General features: G+C 70.5%; 20 protein-coding genes and 1 tRNA gene. 3 read left to right on the forward strand and 18 right to left on the reverse strand.

What is annotated here, in order from left to right; translation table 11 throughout:
- Positions 1 to 7 precede the first annotated feature (7 nt).
- Positions 8 to 1033, reverse strand: a complete 1026-nt coding sequence (locus BLU20_RS08905; protein ID WP_029253341.1) for a 6-phosphofructokinase — start codon at positions 1031 to 1033, stop codon at positions 8 to 10.
- Positions 1034 to 1171: 138 nt separating this feature from the next.
- Between BLU20_RS08905 and BLU20_RS08910 the strand changes: the two genes are divergently transcribed.
- Complete coding sequence (locus BLU20_RS08910; RefSeq protein ID WP_083372303.1) at positions 1172 to 1990, forward strand: class I SAM-dependent methyltransferase; 819 nt, start codon at positions 1172 to 1174, stop codon at positions 1988 to 1990.
- Here BLU20_RS08910 and polA read toward each other — a convergent pair whose 3' ends face one another.
- Positions 1991 to 4765, reverse strand: coding sequence for a DNA polymerase I (gene polA, locus BLU20_RS08915; RefSeq protein ID WP_083372304.1), 2775 nt, complete (start codon positions 4763 to 4765; stop codon positions 1991 to 1993).
- Between polA and BLU20_RS08920 the strand changes: the two genes are divergently transcribed.
- Positions 4683 to 5102, forward strand: a complete 420-nt coding sequence (locus tag BLU20_RS08920; protein WP_083372305.1) for a hotdog fold thioesterase — start codon at positions 4683 to 4685, stop codon at positions 5100 to 5102. The genes polA and BLU20_RS08920 overlap by 83 nt on opposite strands.
- Before the next feature lie 3 nt (positions 5103 to 5105).
- On the opposite strand, the gene BLU20_RS08925 is transcribed toward BLU20_RS08920, so the two are convergent.
- On the reverse strand, positions 5106 to 5750 hold the full coding sequence (locus BLU20_RS08925; protein WP_083372306.1) for a GNAT family N-acetyltransferase: 645 nt from the start codon (positions 5748 to 5750) through the stop codon (positions 5106 to 5108).
- Between the two features lie 121 nt (positions 5751 to 5871).
- The gene (locus BLU20_RS08930; RefSeq protein WP_083372307.1) at positions 5872 to 6486 is read right to left on the reverse strand and encodes an ANTAR domain-containing response regulator; all 615 of its coding nucleotides are present in this window, start codon (positions 6484 to 6486) and stop codon (positions 5872 to 5874) included.
- 158 nt (positions 6487 to 6644) lie between these two features.
- Between BLU20_RS08930 and BLU20_RS08935 the strand changes: the two genes are divergently transcribed.
- A tRNA-Leu gene (locus tag BLU20_RS08935) sits at positions 6645 to 6721 on the forward strand.
- Between the two features lie 53 nt (positions 6722 to 6774).
- Here BLU20_RS08935 and pyk read toward each other — a convergent pair.
- The 14 genes from pyk to BLU20_RS09005 all read right to left on the reverse strand — a co-directional run bounded on the left by pyk (position 6775) and on the right by BLU20_RS09005 (position 25397).
- Complete coding sequence (pyk, locus tag BLU20_RS08940; protein WP_029253335.1) at positions 6775 to 8211, reverse strand: pyruvate kinase; 1437 nt, start codon at positions 8209 to 8211, stop codon at positions 6775 to 6777.
- Positions 8212 to 8304: 93 nt separating this feature from the next.
- On the reverse strand, positions 8305 to 9771 hold the full coding sequence (locus BLU20_RS08945) for a glutamate synthase subunit beta (RefSeq protein ID WP_029253334.1): 1467 nt from the start codon (positions 9769 to 9771) through the stop codon (positions 8305 to 8307).
- Positions 9764 to 14320: a glutamate synthase large subunit gene (gene gltB, locus BLU20_RS08950; protein ID WP_083372308.1), complete on the reverse strand. Its 4557-nt coding sequence runs from the start codon at positions 14318 to 14320 to the stop codon at positions 9764 to 9766. The genes BLU20_RS08945 and gltB overlap by 8 nt, the downstream gene beginning before the upstream one ends.
- A gap of 131 nt (positions 14321 to 14451) precedes the next feature.
- Complete coding sequence (lgt, locus tag BLU20_RS08955; protein ID WP_083372309.1) at positions 14452 to 15366, reverse strand: prolipoprotein diacylglyceryl transferase; 915 nt, start codon at positions 15364 to 15366, stop codon at positions 14452 to 14454.
- Positions 15363 to 16145 (reverse strand): tryptophan synthase subunit alpha, encoded by a 783-nt coding sequence (trpA, locus tag BLU20_RS08960; protein WP_083372997.1) that lies wholly within the window; start codon positions 16143 to 16145, stop codon positions 15363 to 15365. The genes lgt and trpA overlap by 4 nt, the downstream gene beginning before the upstream one ends.
- Positions 16146 to 16207: 62 nt before the next feature.
- The gene (gene trpB / locus BLU20_RS08965) at positions 16208 to 17470 is read right to left on the reverse strand and encodes a tryptophan synthase subunit beta (RefSeq protein ID WP_083372310.1); all 1263 of its coding nucleotides are present in this window, start codon (positions 17468 to 17470) and stop codon (positions 16208 to 16210) included.
- A gap of 34 nt (positions 17471 to 17504) precedes the next feature.
- The gene (gene trpC, locus BLU20_RS08970; protein WP_083372311.1) at positions 17505 to 18317 is read right to left on the reverse strand and encodes an indole-3-glycerol phosphate synthase TrpC; all 813 of its coding nucleotides are present in this window, start codon (positions 18315 to 18317) and stop codon (positions 17505 to 17507) included.
- A gap of 138 nt (positions 18318 to 18455) precedes the next feature.
- The gene (locus BLU20_RS08975) at positions 18456 to 18875 is read right to left on the reverse strand and encodes a DUF2752 domain-containing protein (RefSeq protein ID WP_231959170.1); all 420 of its coding nucleotides are present in this window, start codon (positions 18873 to 18875) and stop codon (positions 18456 to 18458) included.
- Between the two features lie 5 nt (positions 18876 to 18880).
- A complete protein-coding gene (locus BLU20_RS08980) occupies positions 18881 to 19138 on the reverse strand; it encodes an HGxxPAAW family protein (protein WP_029253327.1) in 258 nt (85 codons plus the stop codon).
- 36 nt (positions 19139 to 19174) lie between these two features.
- The gene (locus tag BLU20_RS08985; RefSeq protein WP_083372312.1) at positions 19175 to 19771 is read right to left on the reverse strand and encodes a Trp biosynthesis-associated membrane protein; all 597 of its coding nucleotides are present in this window, start codon (positions 19769 to 19771) and stop codon (positions 19175 to 19177) included.
- On the reverse strand, positions 19771 to 21330 hold the full coding sequence (locus BLU20_RS08990) for an anthranilate synthase component I (RefSeq protein ID WP_029253325.1): 1560 nt from the start codon (positions 21328 to 21330) through the stop codon (positions 19771 to 19773). The genes BLU20_RS08985 and BLU20_RS08990 overlap by 1 nt, the downstream gene beginning before the upstream one ends.
- A complete protein-coding gene (gene hisI / locus BLU20_RS08995) occupies positions 21327 to 21695 on the reverse strand; it encodes a phosphoribosyl-AMP cyclohydrolase (protein WP_157270415.1) in 369 nt (122 codons plus the stop codon). The genes BLU20_RS08990 and hisI overlap by 4 nt, the downstream gene beginning before the upstream one ends.
- A gap of 46 nt (positions 21696 to 21741) precedes the next feature.
- Entirely contained in the window at positions 21742 to 23541 is a 1800-nt protein-coding gene (locus BLU20_RS09000; protein WP_083372314.1) for an ABC transporter ATP-binding protein, read from the reverse strand.
- Entirely contained in the window at positions 23538 to 25397 is a 1860-nt protein-coding gene (locus tag BLU20_RS09005; protein WP_407946456.1) for an ABC transporter ATP-binding protein, read from the reverse strand. Before BLU20_RS09005 ends, BLU20_RS09000 begins: the two co-directional genes overlap by 4 nt.

Consider the following 25397-nt stretch of genomic DNA (forward strand, 5'->3'; position numbering starts at 1 on the left):
AATCAGGTCATGCGAGCACCTGTGCGACCCGGAGCAGCTCTGACGGCACGGTCTTGAGGCGGCCGGCGACCTCCGCCAGGGGCACGGTGACGACCTGCTCACCACGGAGCGCGGTCATGACCTGCGACTCCCCGCGCATCGCCGCGTCGACGGCCGCGACGCCGAACCGGCTGCCGAGGATCCGGTCGGTCGGCGTCGGCGAGCCACCGCGCTGCACGTGCCCGAGGACGGTCAGCCGCGTGTCGAACCCCGTGCGCTCCGCGATCTCCTTCGAGACCCTCTCGCCGATCGACCCGGCGATGATCTCGCCGAACCTGCCGAGCTCCTGGGTGTAGTCCATCGAGGACCCCTCGGCAGGGATCGCACCCTCGGCGACGACCACGATCGAGAAGTTCGCGTGAGCGCGGTGCCGGTGCTTGAGGAACTTGACGAGCCGCTCGATCTCGAACGGCTCCTCGGGAGCGAGGACGACCTCGGCGCCGCCGGCGATGCCCGCGTTGACCGCGATCCACCCGGCGTGCCGCCCCATGACCTCCACGACCATGACGCGGTTGTGGCTCTCGGCCGTCGTGTGGACGCGGTCGATCGCCTCCGTCGCGATGTTCACCGCCGTGTGGAACCCGATCGAGAGGTCCGTCCCCTCGACGTCGTTGTCGATCGTCTTCGGGATGGCGATGACGTTCACGCCCGCGTCGGCGACCTGCTGCGCGGCATGCAGCGTACCGTCGCCGCCGATGCAGATCAGGCTGTCGATCCGCTCGGCCTCGAGGGTCGCGAGAACGCCGTCGAGACCGCCGTGCTCGGCGTGCGGGTGAAAGCGGGCAGTTCCGAGGAGCGTGCCGCCGACCGGCAGGACGTTGCGGATGTCCGCGCGCCCCAGGGGCACGACGTCCCCGTCGACGACGCCGCGCCATCCGTTCCGAAAGCCGGTGACAGTCGCTCCGTACTCGCCCGTCGCCTGCTTCACGACAGCGCGAATCGCTGCGTTCAACCCGGGACAGTCGCCGCCACCTGTGAGCAGACCGATGCGCACTGATTCTCCTCGTCGTCCGGCGGCCACCCGCGAGCAGCCGCGACCTCGGTCGCATCATCCAGTGCGACCGTGCTCACGCTATCGCGCGGTCACCTCCAGACGTCCCCATGTCCACCTTTTGACCCTCAGAATGGACAGATGGAGAATCTGGGTGTGGATCGGGCCGAATACCGCTCGGTGGACGACGAGCAAGGCGGCTCCGTTGCCCGTCGTTGGTGGGACGAAAACGCAACGGAGTACGCCGTCGAGCACGGTGAGTTCCTCGGGGACGCCGACTTCTGCTGGGGTCCGGAGGGGCTGCGCGAGGCGGACCTGGCTCTGCTGGGTGACGTCGCCGGGCAGGACGTCCTCGAGGTCGGCGCTGGAGCCGCTCAGTGCTCACGGTGGCTCGCCGCGCAGGGTGCGCGAGTCGTCGCCAGCGACCTGTCGCTCGAGATGCTGCGGCACGCCGCGGTGCTCGACGCGCGGGTCGGGGTCTCGGTGCCCACCGTCCAGGCCGACGCGCGGGCGCTGCCGTTCCCGCCCGCGACGTTCGACGCCGTGTTCACGTCGTTCGGTGCCATCCCCTTCGTCCCAGATCCGCTGCGGATCCACCGGGAGGCTCGACGGGTCCTGCGCCCGGGCGGACGCTGGGTCTTCTCCACGACCCACCCGCTCCGGTGGGCCTTCCCGGACGACCCGACGGAGCATGGCCTGACGGCGCACAGGTCGTACTTCGACCGTCGCCCCTACGTCGAGTCCGCTGCTACCGGGCAGGTCGTCTACGCCGAGTACCACCGGACCCTCGGCGATCATGTCCGGGACGTCGTGGCGGCGGGCCTCGAGGTCGTCGACGTCGTCGAACCGGAATGGCCGACGGACAATGACGCCGTCTGGGGCGGTTGGGGGCCCGTTCGTGGCAGGTTCTTGCCCGGAACGCTGATCGTCGTCACCCGACGACCGGCCGCTGCCGAATGATCAGTGCCCGGCGTCGTGCCAGCTCTGCCCCGACCCCACCGACACGTCCAACGGCACGGAGAGCGATGCCGCGGCCCCCATCTGGTCCCGCAGGATCTCCTCGGCCGTGCCCCGCTCCCCCGGTGCGACCTCGAGCACCAGCTCGTCGTGGACCTGCAGGAGCACGCGCGACGAGAGCTCCTGCTCCCGCAGTGCCGCGTCGACACCGAGCATCGCGACCTTGATGATGTCCGCTGCACTTCCCTGGATCGGTGCGTTGAGAGCCATCCGCTCAGCCATCTCGCGTCGCTGACGGTTGTCGCTCGTGAGGTCCGGCAGGTAGCGACGCCGTCCCATGATCGTCGCGGTGTATCCGGTCGCACGCGCCTCGGAGACGACGCTCGTCAGATAGTCCCGAACTCCCCCGAAGCGCTCGAAGTAGTCGTCCATCAGTCCGCTCGCCTCGCCCACCGAGATCCCGAGCTGCTTCGAGAGACCGAACGACGAGAGCCCGTACGCGAGACCGTACGACATCGCCTTGATCTTGGACCGCATCTGCGGCGTCACGTCGGCAGGGTCGACGTCGAACACTCGAGAACCGACGTAACGGTGCAGGTCTTCTCCGGTACGGAAGGCCTCGATCAGCCCTTCGTCGCCCGACAGGTGGGCCATGATGCGCATCTCGATCTGGCTGTAGTCGGCGGTCAGCAGCGTCTCGTAGCCCTCCCCCACGACGAACGCCCGACGGATCTGCCGCCCGGCCTCCGTCCTGATCGGGATGTTCTGGAGGTTCGGGTCCGTGGAGCTCAGTCGGCCCGTCGCCGCGATCGTCTGCTGGAACGAGGTGTGGATGCGTCCGTCGTCGGCGACGGACTTCAGCAGACCGTCGGCCGTCTGGCGCAGGCGCGTCGCGTCACGGTGCGCCAGGAGGTGCTCGAGGAACGGGTGGTTCGTCTTGACGTAGAGGTCCGCCAGGGCGGCCGCGTCGGTCGTGTAGCCAGTCTTGATCTTCTTGGTCTTGGGCATGCCGAGGTCCTCGAACAGCACCTCCTGAAGCTGCTTCGGGGAGCCGAGGTTGACCTCACGGTCGATGACGCCGTACGCGGCGTCGGCGGCGTCGGTCACCTGCGAGGCGAACTGGTCCGACAGACGCTGCAGACCGTCGACGTCGACGGCGATCCCCGTGCTCTCCATCTGTCCGAGGACCACCGCGAGCGGCATCTCCAGGTCGGTCAGGAGCGTCGTCGCGCTCCGGTCGTCGAGCTCACGCCCGAGGACGTCGACGAGGTCTCGCACGGCCGCCGCCCGCGCAGCGTGGATCGGGTCGGGGCCGCCGTCGTCGTCGAGCGACAGGTCGAGGGCTCCCTGAGCGCCTCCGCCCTCCTCCGCCCGCAGCTCGCGCTGCAGGTGGCGGAGGGTGAGGTCCGCGAGGTCGTAACCACGATGGTCGGGAAAGCACAGGTACGCGGCCAGCTCGGTGTCGAACACGACGCCCTCGAGCGGCAGACCTCGACCCGCCAGCGCGTGAGCCGCGCCCTTGGCGCCGTGCGCAGCCTTGGGTGCCTCGCGATCACCCAGCCATGCCTCGAGAGCCTGCTCGTCCTCCGCGGCGATGTCGGCCAGGTCGAGCACCACCGCGACGTCGGCAGCCAGCGCCAGCGTCCAGGCGTCTCCGCGCACGGCACCGCGGTTCCCGTCGACGTCGAGACCGACGACCTGTGTCGAGCGCGCCGTGAGCCACTGCTCCAGCTCGCCGGCCTCGAGCGAGTCGGTCTCGACCGTCAGCTCCGGAGCCGGCTCCTCGTCGCCGGGGTTCAGGGCCATCAGACGGTCCCGGAGCGCCGTGAACTCCAACGGTCCGAAGACGGCGTCAACCGCAGATCTGTCCCACCCCCGCATCTCCAGGTCGGAGATCTCGACGGGGAGATCAAGATCGCGCACCAGAGCGTTGAGCTCGCGGTTGGAGCGGACCTGATCGAGGTGCGCGCGCAGGTTCTCCCCGGCCTTGCCCTTGATCTCCTCCGCCGACCCAAGAACTCCGTCCAGATCGCCGTACGCGCCGATCCACTTGGCCGCGGTCTTCGCCCCGACCCCGGGGACCCCCGGCAGGTTGTCGGCCTTCTCGCCGACGAGAGCAGCCAGGTCCGGGTAGTGCTCGGGGTCGACGCCGTACTTCTCGCTGACGGCGTCCGGGGTCATCCGCGCGAGGTCCGAGACGCCCCGCTTGGGGTACAGAACCGTGACCTCGGAGCTCGCGAGCTGGAAGGCGTCCCTGTCCCCGGAGCAGACGAGGACCTCCATGCCCGCAGCGACGCCGCGGGTCGACAGCGTTGCGAAGATGTCGTCCGCCTCGAAGTTCTCCTTCTGCAGCTGGACGATCCCGATCGCGTCCAGCACCTCCTTGATGAGCGGCACCTGGCCCTTGAACGGCTCGGGCGTCGCGGCGCGTCCGGCCTTGTAGCTCGGCAGCCGTTCGGTCCGGAACGTCGAGCTCCCCGCGTCGAACGCCACCGCGACGTGCGTCGGCTGCTCGTCACGGATGAGGTTGATCAGCATCGACGTGAACCCGAAGACGGCGTTCGTGGACTGGCCCGTCGTCGTCGAGAAGTTCTCGACGGGCAGGGCGTAGTACGCCCGGTAGGCCATCGAGTGGCCGTCGATGAGAAGGAGCCTGGGTCGCGCGTCGGTGGTCACAGGTGCCAACCTATCCGCTATGACCGACACACAGTCACCCGAACACGTCCTCGCCGACCTCCGTGCCTCGACCCGCGGCACGCTGATCGAGAGGATGGGCATCGAGCTCCTCGAGGTCAGCGCCGCGCGGGCCGTCGCAGTCATGACGGTGGCCGGGAACACCCAGCCTGCCGGCCTCCTCCACGGTGGCGCCTCGGCCGCGCTGGCCGAGACGGTCGGGTCGTTCGCCGCGCAGGTCCACGCCGGGCCCGGCCGCGCGAGCGTGGGGACGGAGCTGAACGCGACTCATCATCGCGGGGCGCGCGAGGGATCAGTCCGTGCGGTCGCCGAGGCGGTGCACCTCGGCAGGACGACCGCGAGCTACGCGATCACGATCACGGACGAGTCCGGGCGTCGCGTCTGCTCCGCGCGTCTGAGCTGCTTCCTCCTGGACCGCTGAGACTCAGCGGGCGACGCGGTCAGAGTCCTCGCGCCGAGCGCGCTGGAACTCCCGCAGGTCGACGGGACCGCTGGTCAGTTCAGCGCGGGCACGGCGCCGACGGGCGATGAGGTCCTCGATGCCCTGACGGGCGACGGCGCGCTTGTTGGGGCCGGCCTCGGCGGCGAGGCGGCGCTGGAGAGTGGCGGTCGTGACGACCCGGTGCGCGACCGCGGGGGCGAACCCCATCCGGGCGAAGAAGCGCTGGATGCCCCGTGCGCCCGGGATCGGGACCGCGTACACGTCGACGCACCCGGTGCTGACGGCGATCTCGGCCGCCATCGCCAGGAGCGCGTGGCCGACGCCTCGGCGTCGCGCAGTCGAGCTGACGTAGACGGCCTCGATGTAGAGGCTCGGCTCGTCGTTCAGTGCACCCGGGCTCACCACGCGGGCGAGGAGGAACCCGACCGGCTCGTCGCCGTCGTACGCCCCGAGAACGACCCCTCCGGGCACCGCGAGCAGGACCGAGAGGTGTCGGACGATCCGGTCGGTGTCGGGCGTGCACACCTGGACTCCCGCCGAGGACTCACCCCGCGCCTCGGCGCAGAGCACGGCCAGCGCAGGAAGCTCACGGTGAGCCGCACCGCGGACGTCAACAGCGATTCGCATCCGTGAGGCCTCCGGTCGGGGTCGCGGTCCGTGCGGACGGGGCGCGACGGGTCGGTACAGGATCTGGCAGAACCATAGTCCGCGCTACGAGGCGTCCGCCAGAGGGAGATCGACGCGACCGTCAGGCGCCGACCTGGTCGATCACGGCGTCGGCGACCTCGCGCATGGTGAGGCGACGATCCATCGAGGTCTTCTGGATCCAACGGAACGACTCGGGCTCGGAGAGACCCATCTTCGTCATCAGCAGGCCCTTGGCACGGTCGACGCGCTTGCGCGTCTCGAAGCGCTCAGTCAGGTCGGCGACCTCGGACTCGAGCGCCGCGATCTGCGAGTACCGCGAGATCGCGATCTCGACCGCCGGCAGCAGGTCCGCGGGCGTGAACGGCTTGACGACGTACGCCATCGCACCCGCGTCACGGGCGCGCTCGACGAGCTCGGTCTGCGAGAAGGCCGTCAGCAGCACGACGGGCGCGACATGCGCCTTCCCGATGCGCTCGGCGGCAGAGATACCGTCGAGCTCCGGCATCTTGACGTCCATCACGACGACGTCCGGCTTCAGCTCGATCGCGAGCTTCACGGCCGTCTCACCGTCACCGGCCTCGCCGACGACCTCGATCCCCGCCTCGCGGAGCGTCTCGACGACATCCATGCGGATCAGCGCCTCGTCCTCGGCGACGACCGCCCGTCGCACCGGACGTGCGTTCGTCGGAGCCTCCGGCTCCGGCTCGTCGATCATCGGAGGGAGGTCAAGGGGCTCGTCTGCTTGCGTGTTGTCGTCACTCACGGTTCCATCCTAGTGCCCCGCCCACGGTGGTGCCTGCACGCACCGATTCGGCCTCCGCGCACCGATTCCGAAGTCGCGCGTTTCTGTGGTTCGATGGGCACACGCTGCCCGCCCCGGTAGCCCAACCGGCAGAGGCATCCGGCTCAAACCCGGTCCAGTGCGGGTTCGAATCCCGCCCGGGGCACCACACACGAACGGCCCGGCACTCCGAGGAGTGCCGGGCCGTTCGCCGTCCATACGTCAGCGCTGCTCGCGCACGTCCGACTGCGATCCGATCTTGTGCACCAAGATCGAGTTCGTCGTCCCCGCGACACCGACCGGTGCGCCCGAGACGACGACCACGAGGTCACCGATCTCGCCGAGTCCGTTCGCCTGGAACATCGTGTCGACCTGCTCGATCATGGCCTCGGTCGAGTCGACCTCGGGCACCTCGTACGCCTGCGTGCCCCAGGTCAGGGACAGTGTGTTGCGCACGTGCTGCTTCGGCGTGAAGGCGAGCAGCGGGATCGACGAGCGCAGGCGGGACATCCGGCGCGCGGAGTCGCCCGACTGCGTGAACGTCACCAGGTGCTTCACACCCAACGTCTCGCCGATCTCGGCCGCGGCGCGGGTGATCGCACCGCCGCGCGTGTGCGGCGTCGACCCGAGGGGCGCGATCCGCTCGCGCCCGAGCTGCTCAGTGCTCTCGATGATGCGGGCCATCGTCTCCACGGCTCCGATGGGGTACTCCCCCACGGACGTCTCGCCGGAGAGCATGACGGCGTCCGCGCCGTCGAGAACGGCGTTGGCGCAGTCGGACGCCTCCGCGCGCGTCGGCCGCGGGGCCGAGATCATCGACTCGAGCACCTGGGTGGCCACGATCACCGGCTTGGCAGCACGGCGAGCGAGCTCGACGGCGCGCTTCTGGACGAGCGGGACCTGCTCGAGCGGGAGCTCGACGCCGAGGTCGCCACGCGCGACCATGATGCCGTCGAACGCATCCACGATCTCGACGAGGTTCTCGACCGCCTGAGGCTTCTCGACCTTGGCGACGACCGGGATCACGCGTCCCTCTTCGTCCATGATGCGGCGCACGTCGTCGTAGTCGGCGGCGTTCCGGACGAACGAGAGCGCGATGATGTCCGCGCCCAGGCGCAGAGCCCAGCGCAGGTCGGCCTCGTCCTTGTCGCTCATCGCGGGCACAGAGACCGCGACGCCGGGCAGGTTGAGCCCCTTGTTGTTGGAGACCGGACCGGCCACCTCGACACGGGTGACGACGCGGGGGCCCTCCACCGCCGTCACGCGGACGAGAACACGGCCGTCGTCGATCAGGATCGGGTCACCGACGCGGGCGTCGCCCGGCAGTCCCTTGTGCGTCGTGGAGACGAGCTCCTTCGTCCCCACCACGTCCTCGGTCGTGATCGTGAAGACGTCGCCCTCGTTGAGCCACTGCTTCTCGTCGTTCGCGAAGCGCCCGAGGCGGATCTTCGGGCCCTGCAGGTCGACGAGGACGGCGACCGAGCGCCCCGACTTCTTGGAAGCCGCACGGACGTTGTTGTACACCGCCTCGTGGACCTCGGGGTCGCCGTGGCTACGGTTCAGCCGGGCGACGTCCATGCCTGCGTCGACCAGCGCCTGGATCTGCTCCGGGGACTCGGTCACCGGACCGATGGTGCATACGATCTTTGCTCTGCGCATTTCTCCAGCCTCGTAGTTCTCGCTGCCCGGAATCCGGGCTCCGGCTCCCGTCACGCGGGAGCCCGTGGATGCCCGGAGTCCCCGGGCACGATGTCAGGGCTTCAACGAGACCGTGCTCGCCCGCACGGGCGACGGCAGCTCGGTCTCTCCTTGAAGGTACGCGTCCGCCGCTGCTGCGGCAGCCCGACCCTCGGCGATGGCCCAGACGATGAGCGACTGACCGCGCCCGGCGTCGCCCGCGACAAACATGCCCGGTACCGAACCCGCAAAGTCGTCGTCACGTGCGACGAGACCCCGCGCGGTGAGCTCCGCGCCGCTCTGTGCGGTCAGCAGCTCCGTCTCCGGCCCGGTGAAGCCCATCGCGATGAGCACGAGGTCCGCAGGGATCTCGTGCTCCGACCCGGCGCGCGGGACGCGACGTCCGTCCGGGAGGTACTCGGTCTCGGCGACGCGGAGAGCACGGACGTTCCCGTCCTCGTCTGCGACGAAGTCGACGGTCGAGGCCAGGTAACGACGCTCACCGCCCTCTTCGTGGGAGGACGAGACGTCGAAGACGATCGGGTCGGTCGGCCAGGGCTGGTCGACCGCACGATCGAGCGGTGGCTGCTTCCCGATGGCCAGGGTCGTGACGCTCGCCGCCCCTTGACGCAGGGACGTGCCGAGGCAGTCCGAGCCGGTGTCACCGCCACCGATGATCACCACGTGCTTGCCCGTCGCCACGATCTGGTCCTCGACCTCGTGGCCTGCGACCACGTCGTTGGCCTGGTGCAGGAACTCCATCGCGTAGTGGATGCCCGCACTCTCGCGCCCCGGGATCGTCAGGTCGCGCGGCACGGTCGCACCCGTCGAGACGATCACGGCGTCGAAACGCCGTCGCAGCTCGTCCCAGGCGATGTCCTTGCCGACCTCCACGCCGGTCCGGAAGCGCGTGCCCTCGGCACGCATCTGCTCCAGTCGGCGCTCGACGTGAACCTTCTCGAGCTTGAAGTCGGGGATCCCGTACTGCAGGAGCCCGCCCGCGGCGCGGTCCCGCTCGTAGACCACGACAGTGTGCCCGGCGCGGGTCATCTGCTGCGCCGCGGCGAGTCCGGCCGGACCGGACCCGACGACGGCGACGGTCTTGCCCGTCAGGCGATGAGGGATCTCCGGGACGACGAGGCCCCGGGCGAATGCCTCGTCGATGATCGAGACCTCGATGTTCTTGATCGTGACGGGCGGCTGGTTGATGCCGAGGACACAGCTCGACTCGCACGGCGCGGGGCAGACACGCCCCGTGAACTCCGGGAAGTTGTTCGTCTCGTGGAGTCGCTCGATGGCGTCGGCCCACTGGTCCTGGCGAACGAGGTCGTTCCACTCGGGGATGAGGTTCCCGAGCGGGCATCCCTGATGGCAGAACGGGACGCCGCAGTCCATGCAGCGGCTCGCCTGGGTCGCGAGGAAGGGCTGGCCGTCCACACGGTGCTCGTGGACGTCCTTCCAGTCCTGCAGCCGCACCTCGACGGGTCGGTTCCGCGGGAGCTCTCGCTCTCGGGTCTTCAGAAATCCGCGGGGGTCAGCCACGTGCCACCTCCAAAAGGTTCTCCCAGGCGCCGGGCGCCTCAAGGTCGGTACCGTCCTGCGACGCCTGCTCCAGGACCGCGCGGACACGGGCAAACTCCGCCGGCAGGACGCGCGTGATGCGACTCTTCGTGGTCTCGAAGTCCTCCAGGAGCTCGGCCGCGCGCGGCGATCCGGTCTCCTCGAGGTGGCGCTGCAGCAACGACTCGACGAGCACGGCGTCCGCGTCGTCGAGCGGTTCGATCCGCAGGTCGCCCGAGCTGACGGCGGTGGTGTTGACCGCCTCCTCACGCAGGTCGAGCACGTAGGCCGTACCGCCCGACATCCCGGCCCCGAAGTTGCGTCCGGTCCGCCCGAGGACGAGCACGGTCCCACCGGTCATGTACTCGCAGCCGTGGTCGCCCACGCCCTCGACGACCAGCGTCGCACCGGAGTTGCGTACGCCGAAGCGCTCGCCGACGAGACCGCGAAGGAAGATCTCCCCCGACGTCGCGCCATACCCGATGACGTTCCCGGCGATGACGTCCTCGGCCCCGTGCAGGACCGAGGCCAGGTCGGGTCGGACGACGATGCGTCCGCCCGACAGGCCCTTGCCGACGTAGTCGTTCGCGTCGCCGAAGAGACGGAGCGAGATGCCCCGGGGCAGGAACGCCCCGAGGGACTGTCCGGCCGAACCCGTCAGCCGCACGTCGATCGTGTCGTCCGGGAGGCCCTCCCCGCGGTACCGCTTGGTCACCTCGTGCCCGAGCATCGTCCCGACCGTGCGGTTCACGTTGCGGACCGAGAGGTCGATCCGCACCGGTGTGCCGTGGGCCAGTGCATCGGCAGACTGCGCGATGAGCTGGTTGTCGAGAGCACGCTCCAGGCCGTGGTCCTGCGTCGTGGTGTTCCGGAGCGAGGAGCCCTCGACCGGTACCGGACGCTCGAGCACGGGACCCAGGTCGAGCCCGGAGGCCTTCCAGTGGTCGACGGCCTTGCGTGCGTCGAGCGCCTGGACCTGGCCGATGGCCTCCTCGACGGTCCGGTAGCCGAGCTCCGCGAGGTACTCACGCACCTCCTCGGCGATGAACTCGAAGAAGTTGACGACGAACTCAGGCTTACCCGTGAACCGCGACCGCAGCTCCGGGTCCTGCGTCGCGACGCCGACGGGGCACGTGTTCAGGTGGCAGACGCGCATCATGATGCAGCCCTCGACGACCATCGGTGCGGTGGCGAAGCCGAACTCCTCCGCGCCGAGCAGCGCCGCCACGACGACGTCGCGGCCCGTCTTCATCTGGCCGTCGACCTGGACGACGATCCGGTCACGCAGGTTGTTCAGCACGAGCGTCTGCTGCGTCTCGGCGAGCCCGATCTCCCACGGGGTCCCGGCATGCTTCAGGGAGGTCAGCGGGCTGGCTCCCGTCCCACCGTCGTGCCCAGAGATCAGGACGACGTCGGCGTGGGCCTTCGAGACCCCCGTCGCCACGGTCCCGACGCCGAACTCCGACACCAGCTTGACGTGGACGCGCGCCGACGGGTTGGCGTTCTTCGCGTCGTGGATCAGCTGGGCGAGATCCTCGATCGAGTAGATGTCGTGGTGCGGGGGCGGCGAGATGAGGCCGACGCCCGGCGTCGAGTGACGCGTCCGCGCGACCCACGGGTAGACCTTGTGCCCCGGCAGCTGACCGCCCTCGCCGGGCTTGGCTCCCTGGGCGAGCTTGATCTGGATGTCGTCGGCGTTCGTCAGGTACTCGGAGGTGACTCCGAACCTGCCCGACGCGATCTGCTTGACCTTCGACCGACGCTCCGGGTCGTAGAGCCGATCCGGGTCCTCACCCCCCTCGCCGGTGTTCGAGCGCGCACCGAGCCTGTTCATCGCGATGGCGAGCGTCTCGTGCGCCTCCTTGGAGATCGACCCGTAGGACATCGCACCGGTGTTGAACCGCTTGACGATCTCGCTGACCGGCTCGACCTCGTCGAGCGGGACGGACGGCCGCTCCGGACGCAGCTCGAGCAGGCCGCGCAGCGTCATGAGCCGCTCTGACTGCTCGTTGATCCGGCCGGTGTACTCGCGGAAGATGTCGAAGCGACGTGTCCGCGTGGCGTGCTGAAGGCGGAAGACGGTGTCCGGGTTGAAGAGGTGCTCCTCCCCGTCCCGACGCCACTGGTACTCACCACCCGTCGTCAGACGCTGGTGTGCCTGGTGGTTCCCCGACGCCGGGTAGGCCTCCGCGTGCCGCGCGGCCGTCTCGGCGGCGAGGATGTCGAGGCCGACGCCACCCAGTCGGGTCGTCGTCTCCGTGAAGTAGTCGTCGACGAGCTCGTGCGACAGGCCCACGGCCTCGAACGCCTGGGCTCCGCGGTACGAGGAGATCGTCGAGATCCCCATCTTGCTCATCACCTTCAGGACACCCTTGCCGAGAGCCTTGATGAGGTTGCGCACGGCATCGTCGGGATTGACGTCCAGATATCCACGCAGCGCCAGGTCCTCGACCGTCTCCATGGCGAGGTACGGGTTCACCGCGGCGGCGCCGTAGCCGATCAGCAGCGCGACGTGGTGCGTCTCGCGCACGTCGGCGGCCTCGACGACCAGGGACACCTGCGTGCGTGAGTGCTGGCGCAGCAGGTGGTGGTGGACGGCACTCAGGAGAAGGAGCGACGGGATCGGCGCCCGTGAGGCGTCCCCGTTGCGGTCCGACAGGACGATGAAGCTGGCCCCGGCGGCGACGTGCGCGTCGACCTCCTCGAAGATCTCCTCGAGGCGCATGTAGAGCGCCCTGCCACCGCCGTGGACCGGATAGAGCCCCTCGACCGTCACCGAGCGGAACGTCCCCGCGACGCCGGCGGCGTGGTGGACGTTGCTGATCTTGGCCAGCTGGTCGTTGTCGATCACCGGGAACGGCAGGACCAGCTTGCGCGCGTGCGCGGCCGAGTCCTCGAGCAGGTTGGGCTCTGGGCCGATGACACCGCCGATGGACGTCACGAGCTCCTCGCGGATGGCATCCAGCGGAGGGTTCGTCACCTGGGCGAACATCTGCGTGAAGTAGTCGAAGAGCAGGCGCGGCCGGTTGGACAGCACGGCGATCGGCGTGTCGGTGCCCATCGCGCCGAGCGGCTCGGCCCCCGTGTTGGCCATCGGCGTGAGGATGACCTTGAGCTCTTCCTCGGTGTACCCGAACGCGCGCTGACGGCGCTGGACCGACGCGGGCGAGTGGGCCACGTGCTCACGCTCGACGAGCTGGTCGAGCGTGACCGTGTTCTGGGCGATCCAGTCGCCGTAGGGACGCTGCGACGCGAGCTGGGACTTGATCTCGTCGTCCGCGACGATCCGACCCTGACGGGTGTCGACGAGGAACATCTTCCCCGGCTCGAGGCGGCCCTTGCGCACGATCGACGCCGGGTCGAGGTCCAGCACCCCGGCCTCGGACGCGAGCACGACGAGGCCGTCCTCGGTCACCCAGTACCGTCCGGGCCGCAGTCCGTTGCGGTCCAGGACGGCGCCGATGAGGCTGCCGTCGGTGAACGTGAGGCAGGCAGGGCCGTCCCACGGCTCGATGAGGTTGGAGTTGTACTCGTAGAACGCGCGCCGCTGGGCGTCCATCGTCGTGTGGTTCTCCCACGCCTCGGGCACCATCATGAGGACGGCGTGCGGCAGCGGACGACCGGACAGGTGCAGCAGCTCGAGCACCTCGTCGAAGGAGGCCGAGTCGCTCGAGCCCTCCGAGCACACCGGAAGCAGGGGCTCCAGATCGCCGAGGGTCTCGCTCTCGAGCATGCCCTCGCGCGCGGCCATCCAGTTGCGGTTGCCGCGAACCGTGTTGATCTCGCCGTTGTGCGCGATCAGCCGGAACGGCTGGGCCAGCGGCCACGAGGGGAACGTGTTGGTCGAGAACCGCGAGTGGACGAGCGCGATCTCCGAGGCGTACCGCGGGTCCGAGAGGTCGGGGAAGAACGGCTCGAGCTGCGACGTCGTCAGCATGCCCTTGTAGGTCAGGGTCCGCGCCGACAGGGACGCGAAGAAGAGGCGGAGCTCGTTCTCGGCGCGCTTGCGGGCACGGTAGGTGCGGCGGTCCAGCTCGAGGCCGGACAGCGCCCGGTCCGGGTCGGCGAGGACGACCTGCCGGAAGAGCGGCATCGTCGCCCGAGCGGCGGGGCCGACGAGGTCCGCGGTGACGGGCACGTCGCGCCAGGCGAGGACCTCGAGGTCCTCCTCGGCGGCGATCGCGTCGAACCGTGCGGCCGCGGCGTCCGCCTCGCCCGGGTCGCCGGGGAGGAATGCCATGCCGATGGCGTAGAAGCCCGCCGGAGGGAGGTCCGCGTCGACGACGTCACGAACGAAGGCGTCCGGGATCTGGGTAAGGATGCCAGCACCGTCGCCGCTGTTCTCCTCCGCCCCGACCGCGCCTCGGTGGTCGAGATTCAGCAGCGCGGTCAGACCGGCGTCGACGATGTCGCGCCCCGGGGTCCCGCGAAGAGTCGCCACGAAGGCGACACCACATGCGTCATGCTCGGCCGCAGGGTCGTACAGACCCTGCGCCACTGGCGCGCCTGCCCTGTGCATCGGCGTGCTCATTAACACCGTCCTCCCATGCCTCCGACAGTGCCGGATGCACAGCTAGTACCAAGTTCTGGGGCATCCTCGACCCATCGGACACGTTGGTCCGTCGGAGGTTGACCGACGAGACCGACGAGAGACGAACGTGCCTAGCTGCCCTGGTCGGGCTGCTCCTCATCGTCCGCTTCACCTTCCGGCGCGTCAGGTGTGCGTGACACCGCCGGCTCGTCGCCCGCGGGATAGCGGCGCGCGACGATCACGAACGCTACCAAGGCGATCGCGAATACCACGATTGACGTCCATACGTTCAGACGGAGACCGAAGATCACCTCGGCCGTGTCAATACGCAGCATCTCGATCCACACCCTGCCCGAGGTGTAGATCATGGCATAGAGCCAGAATACCTGACCATGACCAAGCTTGAACCGCTTCGCGAGGTACATGAGAAGAAACGCCCCCGCGATGTTCCAGATCATCTCGTAGAGGAATGTCGGGTGGAACAGAGTTCCCGGGGCACACTCGATCCCCCACTCGGCGCACGTCCGCGCCGCGACGTCCGTATCGACCTCGAGCCCCCAGGGCAGTGTCGTCGGCGCACCGAAGAGCTCCTGGTTGAACCAGTTGCCCAGACGGCCGATGCCCTGCGCGATCAGGAGCCCAGGGGCAAGTGCGTCGGCGAACTCGACGAAGCTGACGTTGAGCCGACGGCATCCGATGTACGCCCCGACGGCGCCGAGCGCGACGGCACCCCAGATCCCGAGGCCCCCGTCCCAGATCCTCAGCGCCTTCCAGGGGTCACCGTCGGGCCCCCAGTAGGGCTCCGGGGTCGTGATGACGTGATAGATCCGCCCACCGACGATCCCGAACGGGACGGCCCAGAAGGCGATCTCCAGCACGTCGTCGGGGTTGTTGCCCCGCGCGGCCCAACGCTTGGTGGTCAGCCAGACCGCGACCGCGATCCCTGCGAGAATCGCCATCGCGTACGCACGGATCGGGAACGGCCCGACGTACCAGGTGTCCTCGGCAGGGCTCGGGATGGAGGTGACGAGGGCTGCGAGGCTCATGCGCTCGCCTCGCGCGCGCCGTGCACGCCGTCGGCGATGCCTCGCACAACCGCCTGCAGAGCCTCGAGCCGTTCGGCCCAGGGCGTGTCTCCCAGCAGCGGGCGGACGAAAGCCGAGCCGACGATGACGCCGTCGGCGTAGCGCGCGACGTCGGCCGCCTGCTGCGGCGTCGAGACGCCGAGACCGACACACACCAGGTCGGCCCCTGCCGCGCGCGTGTCCGCGACGAGCGCCTCCGCGCGCGAGCCGACGGTCGCCCGCTCCCCCGTCACGCCCATCGTCGAGGCTGCGTAGACGAATCCACGCGACGCCGCCACCGTCGAGGCAAGGCGCTCCGTGGTCGAGCTGGGGGCGACGAGGAAGACCTTGTCGAGATCGTGCTCGTCGGCCGCGGCGATCCAGTCCGCGCCCTCGTCCGGGATCAGGTCCGGGGTGATCAGCCCGGCTCCACCGGCTGCCGCGAGGTCCCGGGCGAACGCGCCCACGCCGTAGCGGAGCACCGGGTTCCAGTACGTCATCACGAGCGTCGGGGCGCCCGCCGCACTCACGCGATCGACGACGCCGAACACGTCCCGGACCCGGGTTCCCGCATTCAGCGAGACGTCCACCGCGGCCTGGATCGTCGGTCCGTCCATCACGGGATCGGTGTAGGGCAGACCGAGCTCGACGACGTCGACCCCCGCCTCGACCATCGCGAGAGCCGCCTCGGCGGAGCGCTCCACGTCCGGGAAGCCCAGCGGGAGGTAGCCGATCAGCGCCGCACGGCCTTCGTCACGCATCGCGCGAAGTCGCACGCCGGTCGTGCCCGCACCCGGGCTGCCGCCCGGTCCCACCACGGCGCTCACAGGCTGCTCCCCTCGGTCGTCGCTGCGTTCTTGATGTCCTCGGCGTCGACCACGTCGAACCAGCGCGCAGCCGTCGCGACGTCCTTGTCGCCACGCCCGGAGAGGTTCACGAGGACGACGGCGTCGTCCCGACCGTCCGCAGCGAGCTCCCGGCCCACGCGCAGCGCACCGGCGAGAGCATGCGCAGACTCGATCGCGGGAATGATCCCCTCGGTGAGGCAGAGGAGACGGAACGCGTCCATCGCCTCCGCATCCGTGACCGGCCGGTACTCGGCACGTCCGGTGTCGTGCAACCACGAGTGGATGGGACTCACGCTCGGGTAGTCGAGCCCGGCAGAGACCGAGTGGCTCGGCAGGGTCTGGCCGTCCTCGTCCTGCAGCAGGTACGACCTGGCGCCGTGCAGCACGCCCGGCGCTCCTCCGCTGAACCGCGCGGAGTGCCGACCGGTGTCGACGCCGTCGCCCCCCGCCTCGAGCCCGAGGAGTCGGACGTCCGCGTCGTCGAGGAACGCGTTGAAGAGCCCGAGCGCGTTGGAACCACCGCCCACGCACGCGGCGACCACGTCCGGGAGAGTGCCCGTGCGCTCCAGGATCTGCTCCCGCGCCTCGTCGCCGATGACCTTGTGGAACTCGCGGACCATCTCGGGGAACGGGTGCGGCCCGGTCACGGTGCCGAGCAGGTAGTGGGTGTCGTCGACGTTCGCGACCCAGTCGCGCAGCGCCTCGTTGATCGCGTCCTTGAGGGTCCGCGACCCGATCGTCACGGGAACGACGGTCGCGCCGAGGAGGCGCATGCGGGCGACGTTGAGAGCCTGGCGCTGCGTGTCCTCCTCACCCATGTAGACCACGCACTCGAGGTCGAGGAGCGCAGCCGCCGTCGCCGTGGCGACCCCGTGCTGCCCCGCCCCGGTCTCGGCGATGACGCGAGACTTGCCCATGCGCTTGACCAGGAGCGCCTGGCCGAGCACGTTGTTGATCTTGTGCGACCCCGTGTGGTTGAGGTCCTCGCGCTTGAGGAACATCCGTACGCCACCGGCGTGCGCCGCGAACCGAGGCACCTCGGTCAACGGGCTCGGCCGCCCCGTGTACTCGCGCTGGAGGCGCTCGAGCTCGTCCATGAACGCCGGGTCCGCGATCGCGGAGCGGTACTCGCGCTCGAGCTCCTCGAGAGCCGCGATCAAGGCCTCGGGGACGTAGCGGCCGCCGAAGTCACCGTAATAGGGGCCCTGCGTGTTCTGCAGGGATGGGATGTCAGGCACGGGGCCAGGCCTCCTGTCGATGGTGCGGGTCGCCTCAGTGGCGGATGGCGCGGAGCGAGGGGTGGGAGCCTGCGGCGACGAGGTCGGCGACCGACGACCGCGGGGCGTCACCGGTGACGAGAGCCTCTCCCACGAGGACGGCGTGGGCACCCGACCGTGCGTAGTCGACGACGTCGTGCGGTCCACGGACGCCGGACTCCGCGATGCGGCAGATCTCGTCGGGGATCGCCGGCGCGAGCCGCGCGAACGTCGTGCGGTCGACCTCGAGGGTCTTCAGGTTCCGCGAGTTCACCCCGATGATCTGGGCCCCGGCGTCCAGCGCACGGGAGACCTCGTCCGCCGTGTGGACCTCGACGATGGCCGTCATCCCCAGGGACTGGACGCGCTCGACGAGGGAGGTCAGGACGGTCTGCTCGAGCGCTGCGACGATGAGCAGGATGATGTCGGCCCCGTGTGCCCGGGCCTCCCACACCTGGTACGGCGTGACGACGAAGTCCTTGCGGAGGACGGGGACGTCGACCTTGGCACGCACCGCGTCGAGGTCGTCCAGGCTGCCGCCGAACCGACGCTCCTCGGTGAGCACCGAGATCGCGGCCGCACCCCCGTGCGCGTACTCGACCGCCAGGGCGGCGGGGTCGGAGATCGGCGCCAGGGCACCCTTGCTGGGACTGGACCGCTTCACCTCGGCGATCACCGCGACCTGCCCGTCGACCTTCAGCCGGTCGGCGGCGTTCAGCGCCCCGGGGGTCCTCGCCGCGCGCTCCTTGAGCGCGTCCAGGGAGGTCGACGCCTGGCGGCGCGCCAGGTCCTCGCGGACACCCGCGATGATGTCGTCTAGAACGGTCATAATTTCGCTCCCGTGCTCGTGCTTGTCCCCCGGCTGGCCCCGCCCTCGCGGCCGACCGCCTCGCATGGCGACGTCTTCTGCAGGCCATCGTAGGTGCGCCAGGCCGTTCTCCGGACCACGCACCGAGGGGCGAGACGGTCAGGCAGGCCCGAGGAAGTCCCCTGCGCCGGGAATGTTGCGCACGACGCCGAAGATCACGGCGATCGCGCCGACGGTGATCCAGACGACGCGCGGCACGGTCGGCATCATCCTCCGGGGCGACCACCGGGCCGCGAGCCAGAGGGACCACAGGCCGATCACGGCCGGGAGAAGGACGACCACGAGAGGGTTCGACGCCCAGGCTCCGACGAGGTCGAGGTGTGCCAGGTCGTGCGTGGCACGGAGGCCACCGCATCCCGGGCACGCCAGGCCGAAGATCATCAGGCTCGGGCAGACGCCGTAGCTGCCGGAGACGTGCGGGTCACGCAGAGCGACGAGGAGAGTCGCTGCGCCCACGAGGGCGGCGACCACGAGCGGTTCGAGCACGGCGAGGCCACGCCGCTCCGTCGTGGTCGCCACGACGGTCAGCTCTTGCGTGCCGGTGCCTGCCCGTAGCCCATCGCGCGCATGACGCCACCGACGACGACGGCGATCAGGACCACGGCGAGACCGACCCAGGACAGCCACGGCGTCGCGACGACGAGCCCCACGGCGGTGATGAGCGAACCGAGCATGATGCCGATCATCGACGTCCAGGAGGCCGTGGTGTGCCCGTGGTTGTCGGGCGGGACCGTCGGCGGGAGGTAGTCCGCGACGGGCTGCGTGGACGTGGAATCAACCATGAGTGTGTGCGCCTTTCGTGAAGATGTCGACCAATCCTATCGTTCGTCGGGTCGACCGGCGGGCGGGCCGTCCGACTCCGCCGAACGCGTCAGCTCGTCCCACAGTGCCGCGGGATCGTCGTCGGGAACGTCCTGCCGAGGCGCTCCCCGTTCGTGGCGAGCTCCTGACGTCGTCCATCCTCGCGCCGACCAGGCGGCGGCCAGGACGACGACGAGGACGACCGCGCCGAGCACGACGACCACCCACGGGAACGGCGTCAGATCCACGGCCGTCGTGACCTCACCGACCCCCGTCGCACGCGCTGCCTCGGCGGTCATCGCGGGCAGCGGGTCGAGCGCCACGTTCAGAGCGCCGACCAGGATCGTCAGCCCGCTTCCCGCGGCCACGACCAGGACGACCCACCGGCCGACCCGACCGACAAGCCCCAGTGCGAGCGCGGAGGCCACGAGGACGAGCGCGCCGGCGCTCACGGCCGGGGCGGCCGTCGTCCCGGCCACGCCGAGGTCGACGACGTCCTCCAGCGCACTGCTGCCCTGCGCCGTCATCCAGACCGGCATCGAGAGCAGCAGCGCGGACGCGCCGAGAAGCAGGAGAGCGACCACGGCGTTGCGCCGGCTCAGGCTCGCACGCATCAGCGGAGGGGACGCAGCCGTGCCGCGAGCTGGATCGCCCGCACCGCGGCCGCCGCCTTGTTGCGGGACTCGGCGTACTCGAGCGCAGGGACGGAGTCCGCGACGACGCCTCCGCCGGCCTGCACGCTCGCCCGCCCCGCGCGCAGGAGCGCGGTGCGGATGGCGATGGCCATGTCCATGTTGCCGGCGAAGTCGAAGTACCCGACCGTTCCGCCGTAGATCCCTCGCGAGGCCGGCTCGAGCTCGTCGATCAGCGCGATCGCGCGAGGTTTCGGCGCCCCGGAGAGCGTGCCCGCCGGGAACGTCGCCCGGAGCGCGTCGAGCGCCGTCGCGCCGTCGCGCAGATGCCCGACCACCGTCGAGCTCAGGTGCATGATGTGGCTGTACCGCTTGGTGACCATGAACTCGACCACCTCGACGGACAGGGGCTCGCACACCTTGACCAGGTCGTTGCGGGACAGGTCGACGAGCATGAGGTGCTCGGCGAGCTCCTTCGGGTCCTCCCGCAGCTCGTCACCGAGCGCGACGTCCTCCGCCGGGGTCCCGCCCCGTGGTCGCGATCCGGCGATGGGGAACGTCACGGCCCGCCCGTCGGTGACCTTCACGAGCGTCTCGGGGCTGGACCCGACGACGGAGAACTCCTGCCCGTCGGAGTCGGCCAGGCTGAAGCAGTACATGTACGGGCTCGGGTTGATCGTGCGCAGCGCCCGGTACACGTCGATCGGTGCCGCGGGGCAGTCGAGGTCGAGGCGCTGGGAGAGCACGACCTGGAAGACGTCGCCCTCACGGATGGCATCCTTGCCGGCCAGGACTGCCTGCTCGAACTCGTCCCGGGTCGAGCGGAACTCCAGCTCGGGCTCCGGCAGGTCGTGGTCCACGACCACGGCAGGTATTCGTCCGCCCGACCGCAGCGCGGCCTGCATCGCGTCGAGCCGCGCGACGGCGTCTGCGTACGCCTCGTCGACCCGCTCGTCCGTGCCGTCGAAGTTGATCGCGTTGGCGACGAGCCACACGGAGGACTCCCGGTGGTCGACCGCCGCCAGGTCCGTGGCCAGGCAGAGCGTCAGCTCCGGGACACCGAGCTCGTCGGGTGCGTTCGCGGGCAGGGTCGGTTCCCAGTGCCGGACGACGTCCCAGCCGAGTGCGCCGGCGAGGCCACCGGTGAACGGGGGAAGGCCGGGGATCTCCGGTGTGCGCAACGCGTCGAGCGTCTTCTCGAGGACCTCGACGACGTCGCCGGACGTCGGCACGCCGGCCGGCACGTCGCCGGACCAGACCGCCGACCCGTCGCGCGCGGTGAGGGTCGCCCGCGACGCGGCACCGACGAAGGACCAGCGCGACCATCCGCCGTCCGACTCCGCGGACTCCATGAGGAAGGTCCCCGGACGTCCGCCCGCGAGCGTCTGGTAGAGGCCGACCGGCGTGATGTCGTCGGCCAGGAGACGCCGCACCACCGGGACGACGCGACGCGAGGCCGCGAGGTCGCGGAAGCCCTGCACGGACGGCCAGGTCGCACCCCAGGGGACGTCTGCCGCCGTGACGGTCGTCGGCCCGGTCATGCGCCCACCTCCCCGACGACGGCACCGAGATCGCCGCCCGCGTCGAAGCAGCTTTGCGCACCCGTGTGGCACGCCGCTCCGACCTGGTCGACCCGCACGAGGAGCGCGTCGCCGTCGCAGTCGAGCGCCACGGACCGCACGTGCTGGACATGGCCGGACGTGTCGCCCTTGCGCCAGTACTCCTGACGGGACCGGGACCAGAAGGTCACGCGGCCGCTCGTGAGGGTGCGGTGCAACGCCTCGTCGTCCATCCATCCCAGCATGAGCACCTCTCCGGTGTCGTGCTGCTGGACGATGGCGGCGACCAGGCCGTCGTCGCGCTTGAGCCGCGCGGCGAGGTCAGGGGTCAGTGGTGAGTCGGACACGCCTGAATCCTGCCACGCGCGGAGCGGCCGCGGGAACCGCGTCCGGTCAGTGGGTCTGGCTCCGCCAGGCCCCGTGCATGGCCGCGTAGGTCCCGTCCCGCTCCAGGAGTGCTGCATGCGTGCCGACCTCGACGACGTCGCCCTCGTCGACCACCACGACGAGATCCGCCGCTTCAGCCGTCGAGAGCCGGTGGGCGATCGTCACGGTCGTCCGGCCCGTCGTCAGTGCGGACAGTGCGCGGGCGATCCGGACCTCGGCGGCGGGGTCGACCGCCGACGTCGCCTCGTCGAGCACGAGCAGGTCGGCCTCGGCGACCGCCGCCCGCAGCAGGGCGACGAGCTGCCGCTCCCCCGCCGAGAGGTGCTCCCCGCGCTGCCCCACCTGTGTCGCGAGACCGTCGGCCAGACCGTCGACCCAGTCGTCCAGCCCGAGCATCGACACCGCGTCCTGCGCGACGGCGACCACGGCGTCCCGGTCCGCACGGACCGCGTCGTCCCGCACGCCCCACTCGATGTTCTCGAGCAGGGTGCCCGAGAAGAGGAAGCCCTCCTGCGGGACGAGCACCACGCGTTCGCGGAGCCGCGCCACGGGGATGTCACGGAGATCGGTGCCGTCGAGTCGGATCACCCCGGCGGTCGGGTCCATCAGACGCGTGACCAGCTTGGCGATCGTCGACTTCCCCGACCCGGTCTTGCCGACGACGGCGACGGAGCGCGCCGCCGGGAAGGCGACGGTGACACCGTGCAGCACCTCGGGTCCGCCCGGGTAGGAGAAGCGCACGTCGTCCAGCTCGACCGACGCCGGCCCGGACGGACTGTCGACCGTCCCCTCGTCGCGCACGTCGATCGGGGTCTCGAGCACGGCGAGCACCCGCCGCCACCCGGAGACGGCGTTCTGGAGCTCGTTGAGGATCTCCGTGGCCTGCTGGACAGGCCCGGTGAAGAGCTGGACGAGGAAGAGAAAGGCCAGGAGCTCGCCGGTGGTGACCTCTCCCGCGACACCGAGCCACGTCCCGGCGACGACGACGACCGCCAGGACGAGGTTCGCGACCAGCACGCCGGAGGAGAAGACGAGACCCACGAGCCGAGACGCACGCACCATCGCGACACGAGCTCGCTCGACCGCGGCCTCGACCCGTCGACCCGTCCGCGCCTGGACACCGTAGGCACGCACCGTCTGCGCGCCGACCACGGCCTCCGACACGGCCCCGAGGAGCTCACCCGTGCGCTGCCGCACGAGACCGAACGCCGCGCTGACCCGCTTCTGCGCCGGGTTGAGGATCATCACGAGCGGGACGAAGCAGAGCCAGACGAGAACCGTGAGCTGCCACGAGTAGATCGCCATGAGCACGGTCGCGACCGCGATCTGCAGCACGGAGACGAGGAGCTGGATGCCGCCGCGCTGCACGAACTGCGAGATCGTGTCGACGTCGGAGGTCACCCGTGAGACCAACGAGCCTCGTCGTTCGGTCCCCTGGGTCAGGACGGGCAGGTCGTGGACGTGCCGGAACGTCCGGATCCGCAGGTTCGCGAGCCCCTCCTCGCTCGACCTGAAGAGCCGGACGTTGACCAGCGCCGTGCAGACACCGGCGACGACGAGCACCACCGCGGCGACCGCGACCAACGTCGACACCCGGGCGACGTCGGGGCCGCCGTCGGCCATGATGCCGGTGTCGACCGTCTGCTGGACGGTCATCGGGACGACGACGCGCCCCGCCGCCGCGACCACGGCGAGCACGAGCGTCACGCCGATGCCGGTGACCATCTCCGGGGACGTCCGCAGGCCCTGCCGGACGGTCGCGAGGACCCCGAGCGAGCTGGTCGTCTCGATCCGTGAGTAGCTCATGCGAGTGCCTCCTCGTCGGCCCGGCGGGCCGCCTCACGGGCGTACGCCGTGGCGATGTCGCGATAGCCCGCGTCACGGCGCACGAGCTCCTCGTGCGTGCCGACGTCCACGACCCGCCCGTGGTCGAGATGGACGACGGTGTCCGCGAGCGCCACCGACGCCATGCGGTAGGCGACCATGACGACGGTGGGCCGCTCGCCGTCGTCGGTCCCGAGGCCGTGGAGGATCTCCTGCTCGACGCGCGGGTCGACGGCCGACGTGGCGTCGTCGAGGACGAGCACCCGTGGGCGGCGCACGAGGGCACGCGCGATGGCGAGTCGTTGGCGCTGTCCGCCGGAGAGGTTGGCACCGCGCTCGCCGAGCGGCGCGTCGAGCCCGTCGGGCAGCGCCCGGACCACGTCGTCGACACGTGCCGCGCGGAGCGCGTCCCAGACGGCGTCGTCGTCAGGGGCCGCGGGGTCGTCCACGTCGGCGAGCGTGACGTTCGCGCGCACCGTGTCCTCGAAGACGAAGGTCTGCTGCTCGACGAGCGCGACGTGCGCGGGCGCGTCGGCGATCTCGCGCAGGTCCTGCCCGTCGAGCAGCACCCGGCCCGTGTCGGGGTCGGAGACCCGCGCCAGGAGAGTGACGAGCGTCGTCTTCCCTGCTCCCGTCGGTCCGACGAACGCGGTCGTCGACCCGGCCGCGAGCGTCAGCGTGACGTCCTCGAGGATGGGACGGTCGGCCTGCACGCCGACCCCGTCGAGCCGCACCTCGGCGGCCGCCCCGCGCCCGTGCGCGGGCACCGTCCCGGGCACGTCGCGTCCGGAGGCGTCCAACACCTGGGTGATGCGCTCGTAGCCCACGAGGGCGCGCGGGATCTCCCCGAGCACCCAGCCGAACGCACGGACGGGCACCGCCATGACGGTGAGCAGATACGCGGCGGTCACCACGTCCCCGGTGCCGACGTCCCCGCTCGCGACGCGCGCGGCACCCACCGCGAGGACGACGAGGGTGCCGAGCGACGGCAGCAGCTCGATGACCGGGTCGAAGACGGCGCGGACGCGTCCGACCTCGACGTTGGCGTCGCGCAGGGCGTACGCGCGACCCGCGATCCTGGCCTCCTCCCGGTCGTGCGCCCCGAGGGACTTGACGACGAGCGCCCCGTCGAAGCTCTCGTGCGCGACGTCGGCCACCTCGGCGCGCAGCTGCTGCGCCCGGATCGCGATCGGGGTCATCTTGCGCTGGAACACGAGGTTCGCGGCGATGGCCAGCGGGATCACGACGAACGCGGCGGCGGCCAGCCACGGGTCGATCGCGACGAGCATCACGCCGGCGACCAGGATCATGACGACCACGCCGAGGGCGAAGGGCATGGGGTTGAAGACCCCGGTCGCGGCCTCGACGTCGGCGCTCGCGTTCGCGAGCAGCCGTCCGGTGGGGTGGGCCCGGTGCCAGGACATCGGCAGGCGCAGGTACTGGCGGGTGACCGCGTTGCGGTGCCCCGCCTGGAGGTCGGCCACGCCTGCCCCGGCGAAGATCCTCCGTCCGGCGACGCTCACCGCCAGCGTCAGCGCGACGGCGGCGAGCGCGAGTCCGGCGAGCCAGACCTGGCCGCGGGCCACGTCGTCGCCGTCCAGCGCCGGGACCACGACCTCGTCGGTGACGGTGCCGATCACCCGGCTGACGGCGACGGTGGCGGCTCCGAACAGTGCCGAGGTGCCGATGGCGAGGGTGTAGGTCCACGGCTCGGAGCGGATGCCCCGGCCCATGAGTGCCAGGGACCGACGCAGGCGCGAGCCGCGGAGCGTCGTCGTGCCGTCGGCGGCACGGAACGTGGACCGGTCCCGCGGACGCGGGCGGGCGGCTCGGGGCAT

Origin of the sequence: Paraoerskovia marina, assembly GCF_900105445.1 — a bacterium.
Classification (GTDB): domain Bacteria; phylum Actinomycetota; class Actinomycetes; order Actinomycetales; family Cellulomonadaceae; genus Paraoerskovia; species Paraoerskovia marina.

Coding starts and splice junctions, on each gene's coding strand:
- BLU20_RS08920 (WP_083372305.1), top strand. CDS start 4,683: ATGACCGACACACAGTCACCCGAACACGTCCTCGCCGACCTCCGTGCC.
- gltB (WP_083372308.1), bottom strand. CDS start 14,320: ATGAGCACGCCGATGCACAGGGCAGGCGCGCCAGTGGCGCAGGGTCTG.
- trpC (WP_083372311.1), bottom strand. CDS start 18,317: ATGACCGTTCTAGACGACATCATCGCGGGTGTCCGCGAGGACCTGGCG.
- BLU20_RS08985 (WP_083372312.1), bottom strand. CDS start 19,771: ATGCGTGCGAGCCTGAGCCGGCGCAACGCCGTGGTCGCTCTCCTGCTT.
- trpA (WP_083372997.1), bottom strand. CDS start 16,145: ATGCGTGACGAAGGCCGTGCGGCGCTGATCGGCTACCTCCCGCTGGGC.
- polA (WP_083372304.1), bottom strand. CDS start 4,765: ATGCCCATCCTCTCGATCAGCGTGCCGCGGGTCGAGGCACGGAGGTCG.
- BLU20_RS08925 (WP_083372306.1), bottom strand. CDS start 5,750: ATGCGAATCGCTGTTGACGTCCGCGGTGCGGCTCACCGTGAGCTTCCT.
- BLU20_RS08990 (WP_029253325.1), bottom strand. CDS start 21,330: ATGACCGGGCCGACGACCGTCACGGCGGCAGACGTCCCCTGGGGTGCG.
- lgt (WP_083372309.1), bottom strand. CDS start 15,366: ATGAGCCTCGCAGCCCTCGTCACCTCCATCCCGAGCCCTGCCGAGGAC.
- BLU20_RS08980 (WP_029253327.1), bottom strand. CDS start 19,138: ATGGTTGATTCCACGTCCACGCAGCCCGTCGCGGACTACCTCCCGCCG.
- BLU20_RS09000 (WP_083372314.1), bottom strand. CDS start 23,541: ATGAGCTACTCACGGATCGAGACGACCAGCTCGCTCGGGGTCCTCGCG.
- BLU20_RS09005 (WP_407946456.1), bottom strand. CDS start 25,397: ATGCCCCGAGCCGCCCGCCCGCGTCCGCGGGACCGGTCCACGTTCCGT.
- BLU20_RS08930 (WP_083372307.1), bottom strand. CDS start 6,486: ATGATCGACGAGCCGGAGCCGGAGGCTCCGACGAACGCACGTCCGGTG.
- BLU20_RS08910 (WP_083372303.1), top strand. CDS start 1,172: ATGGAGAATCTGGGTGTGGATCGGGCCGAATACCGCTCGGTGGACGAC.
- pyk (WP_029253335.1), bottom strand. CDS start 8,211: ATGCGCAGAGCAAAGATCGTATGCACCATCGGTCCGGTGACCGAGTCC.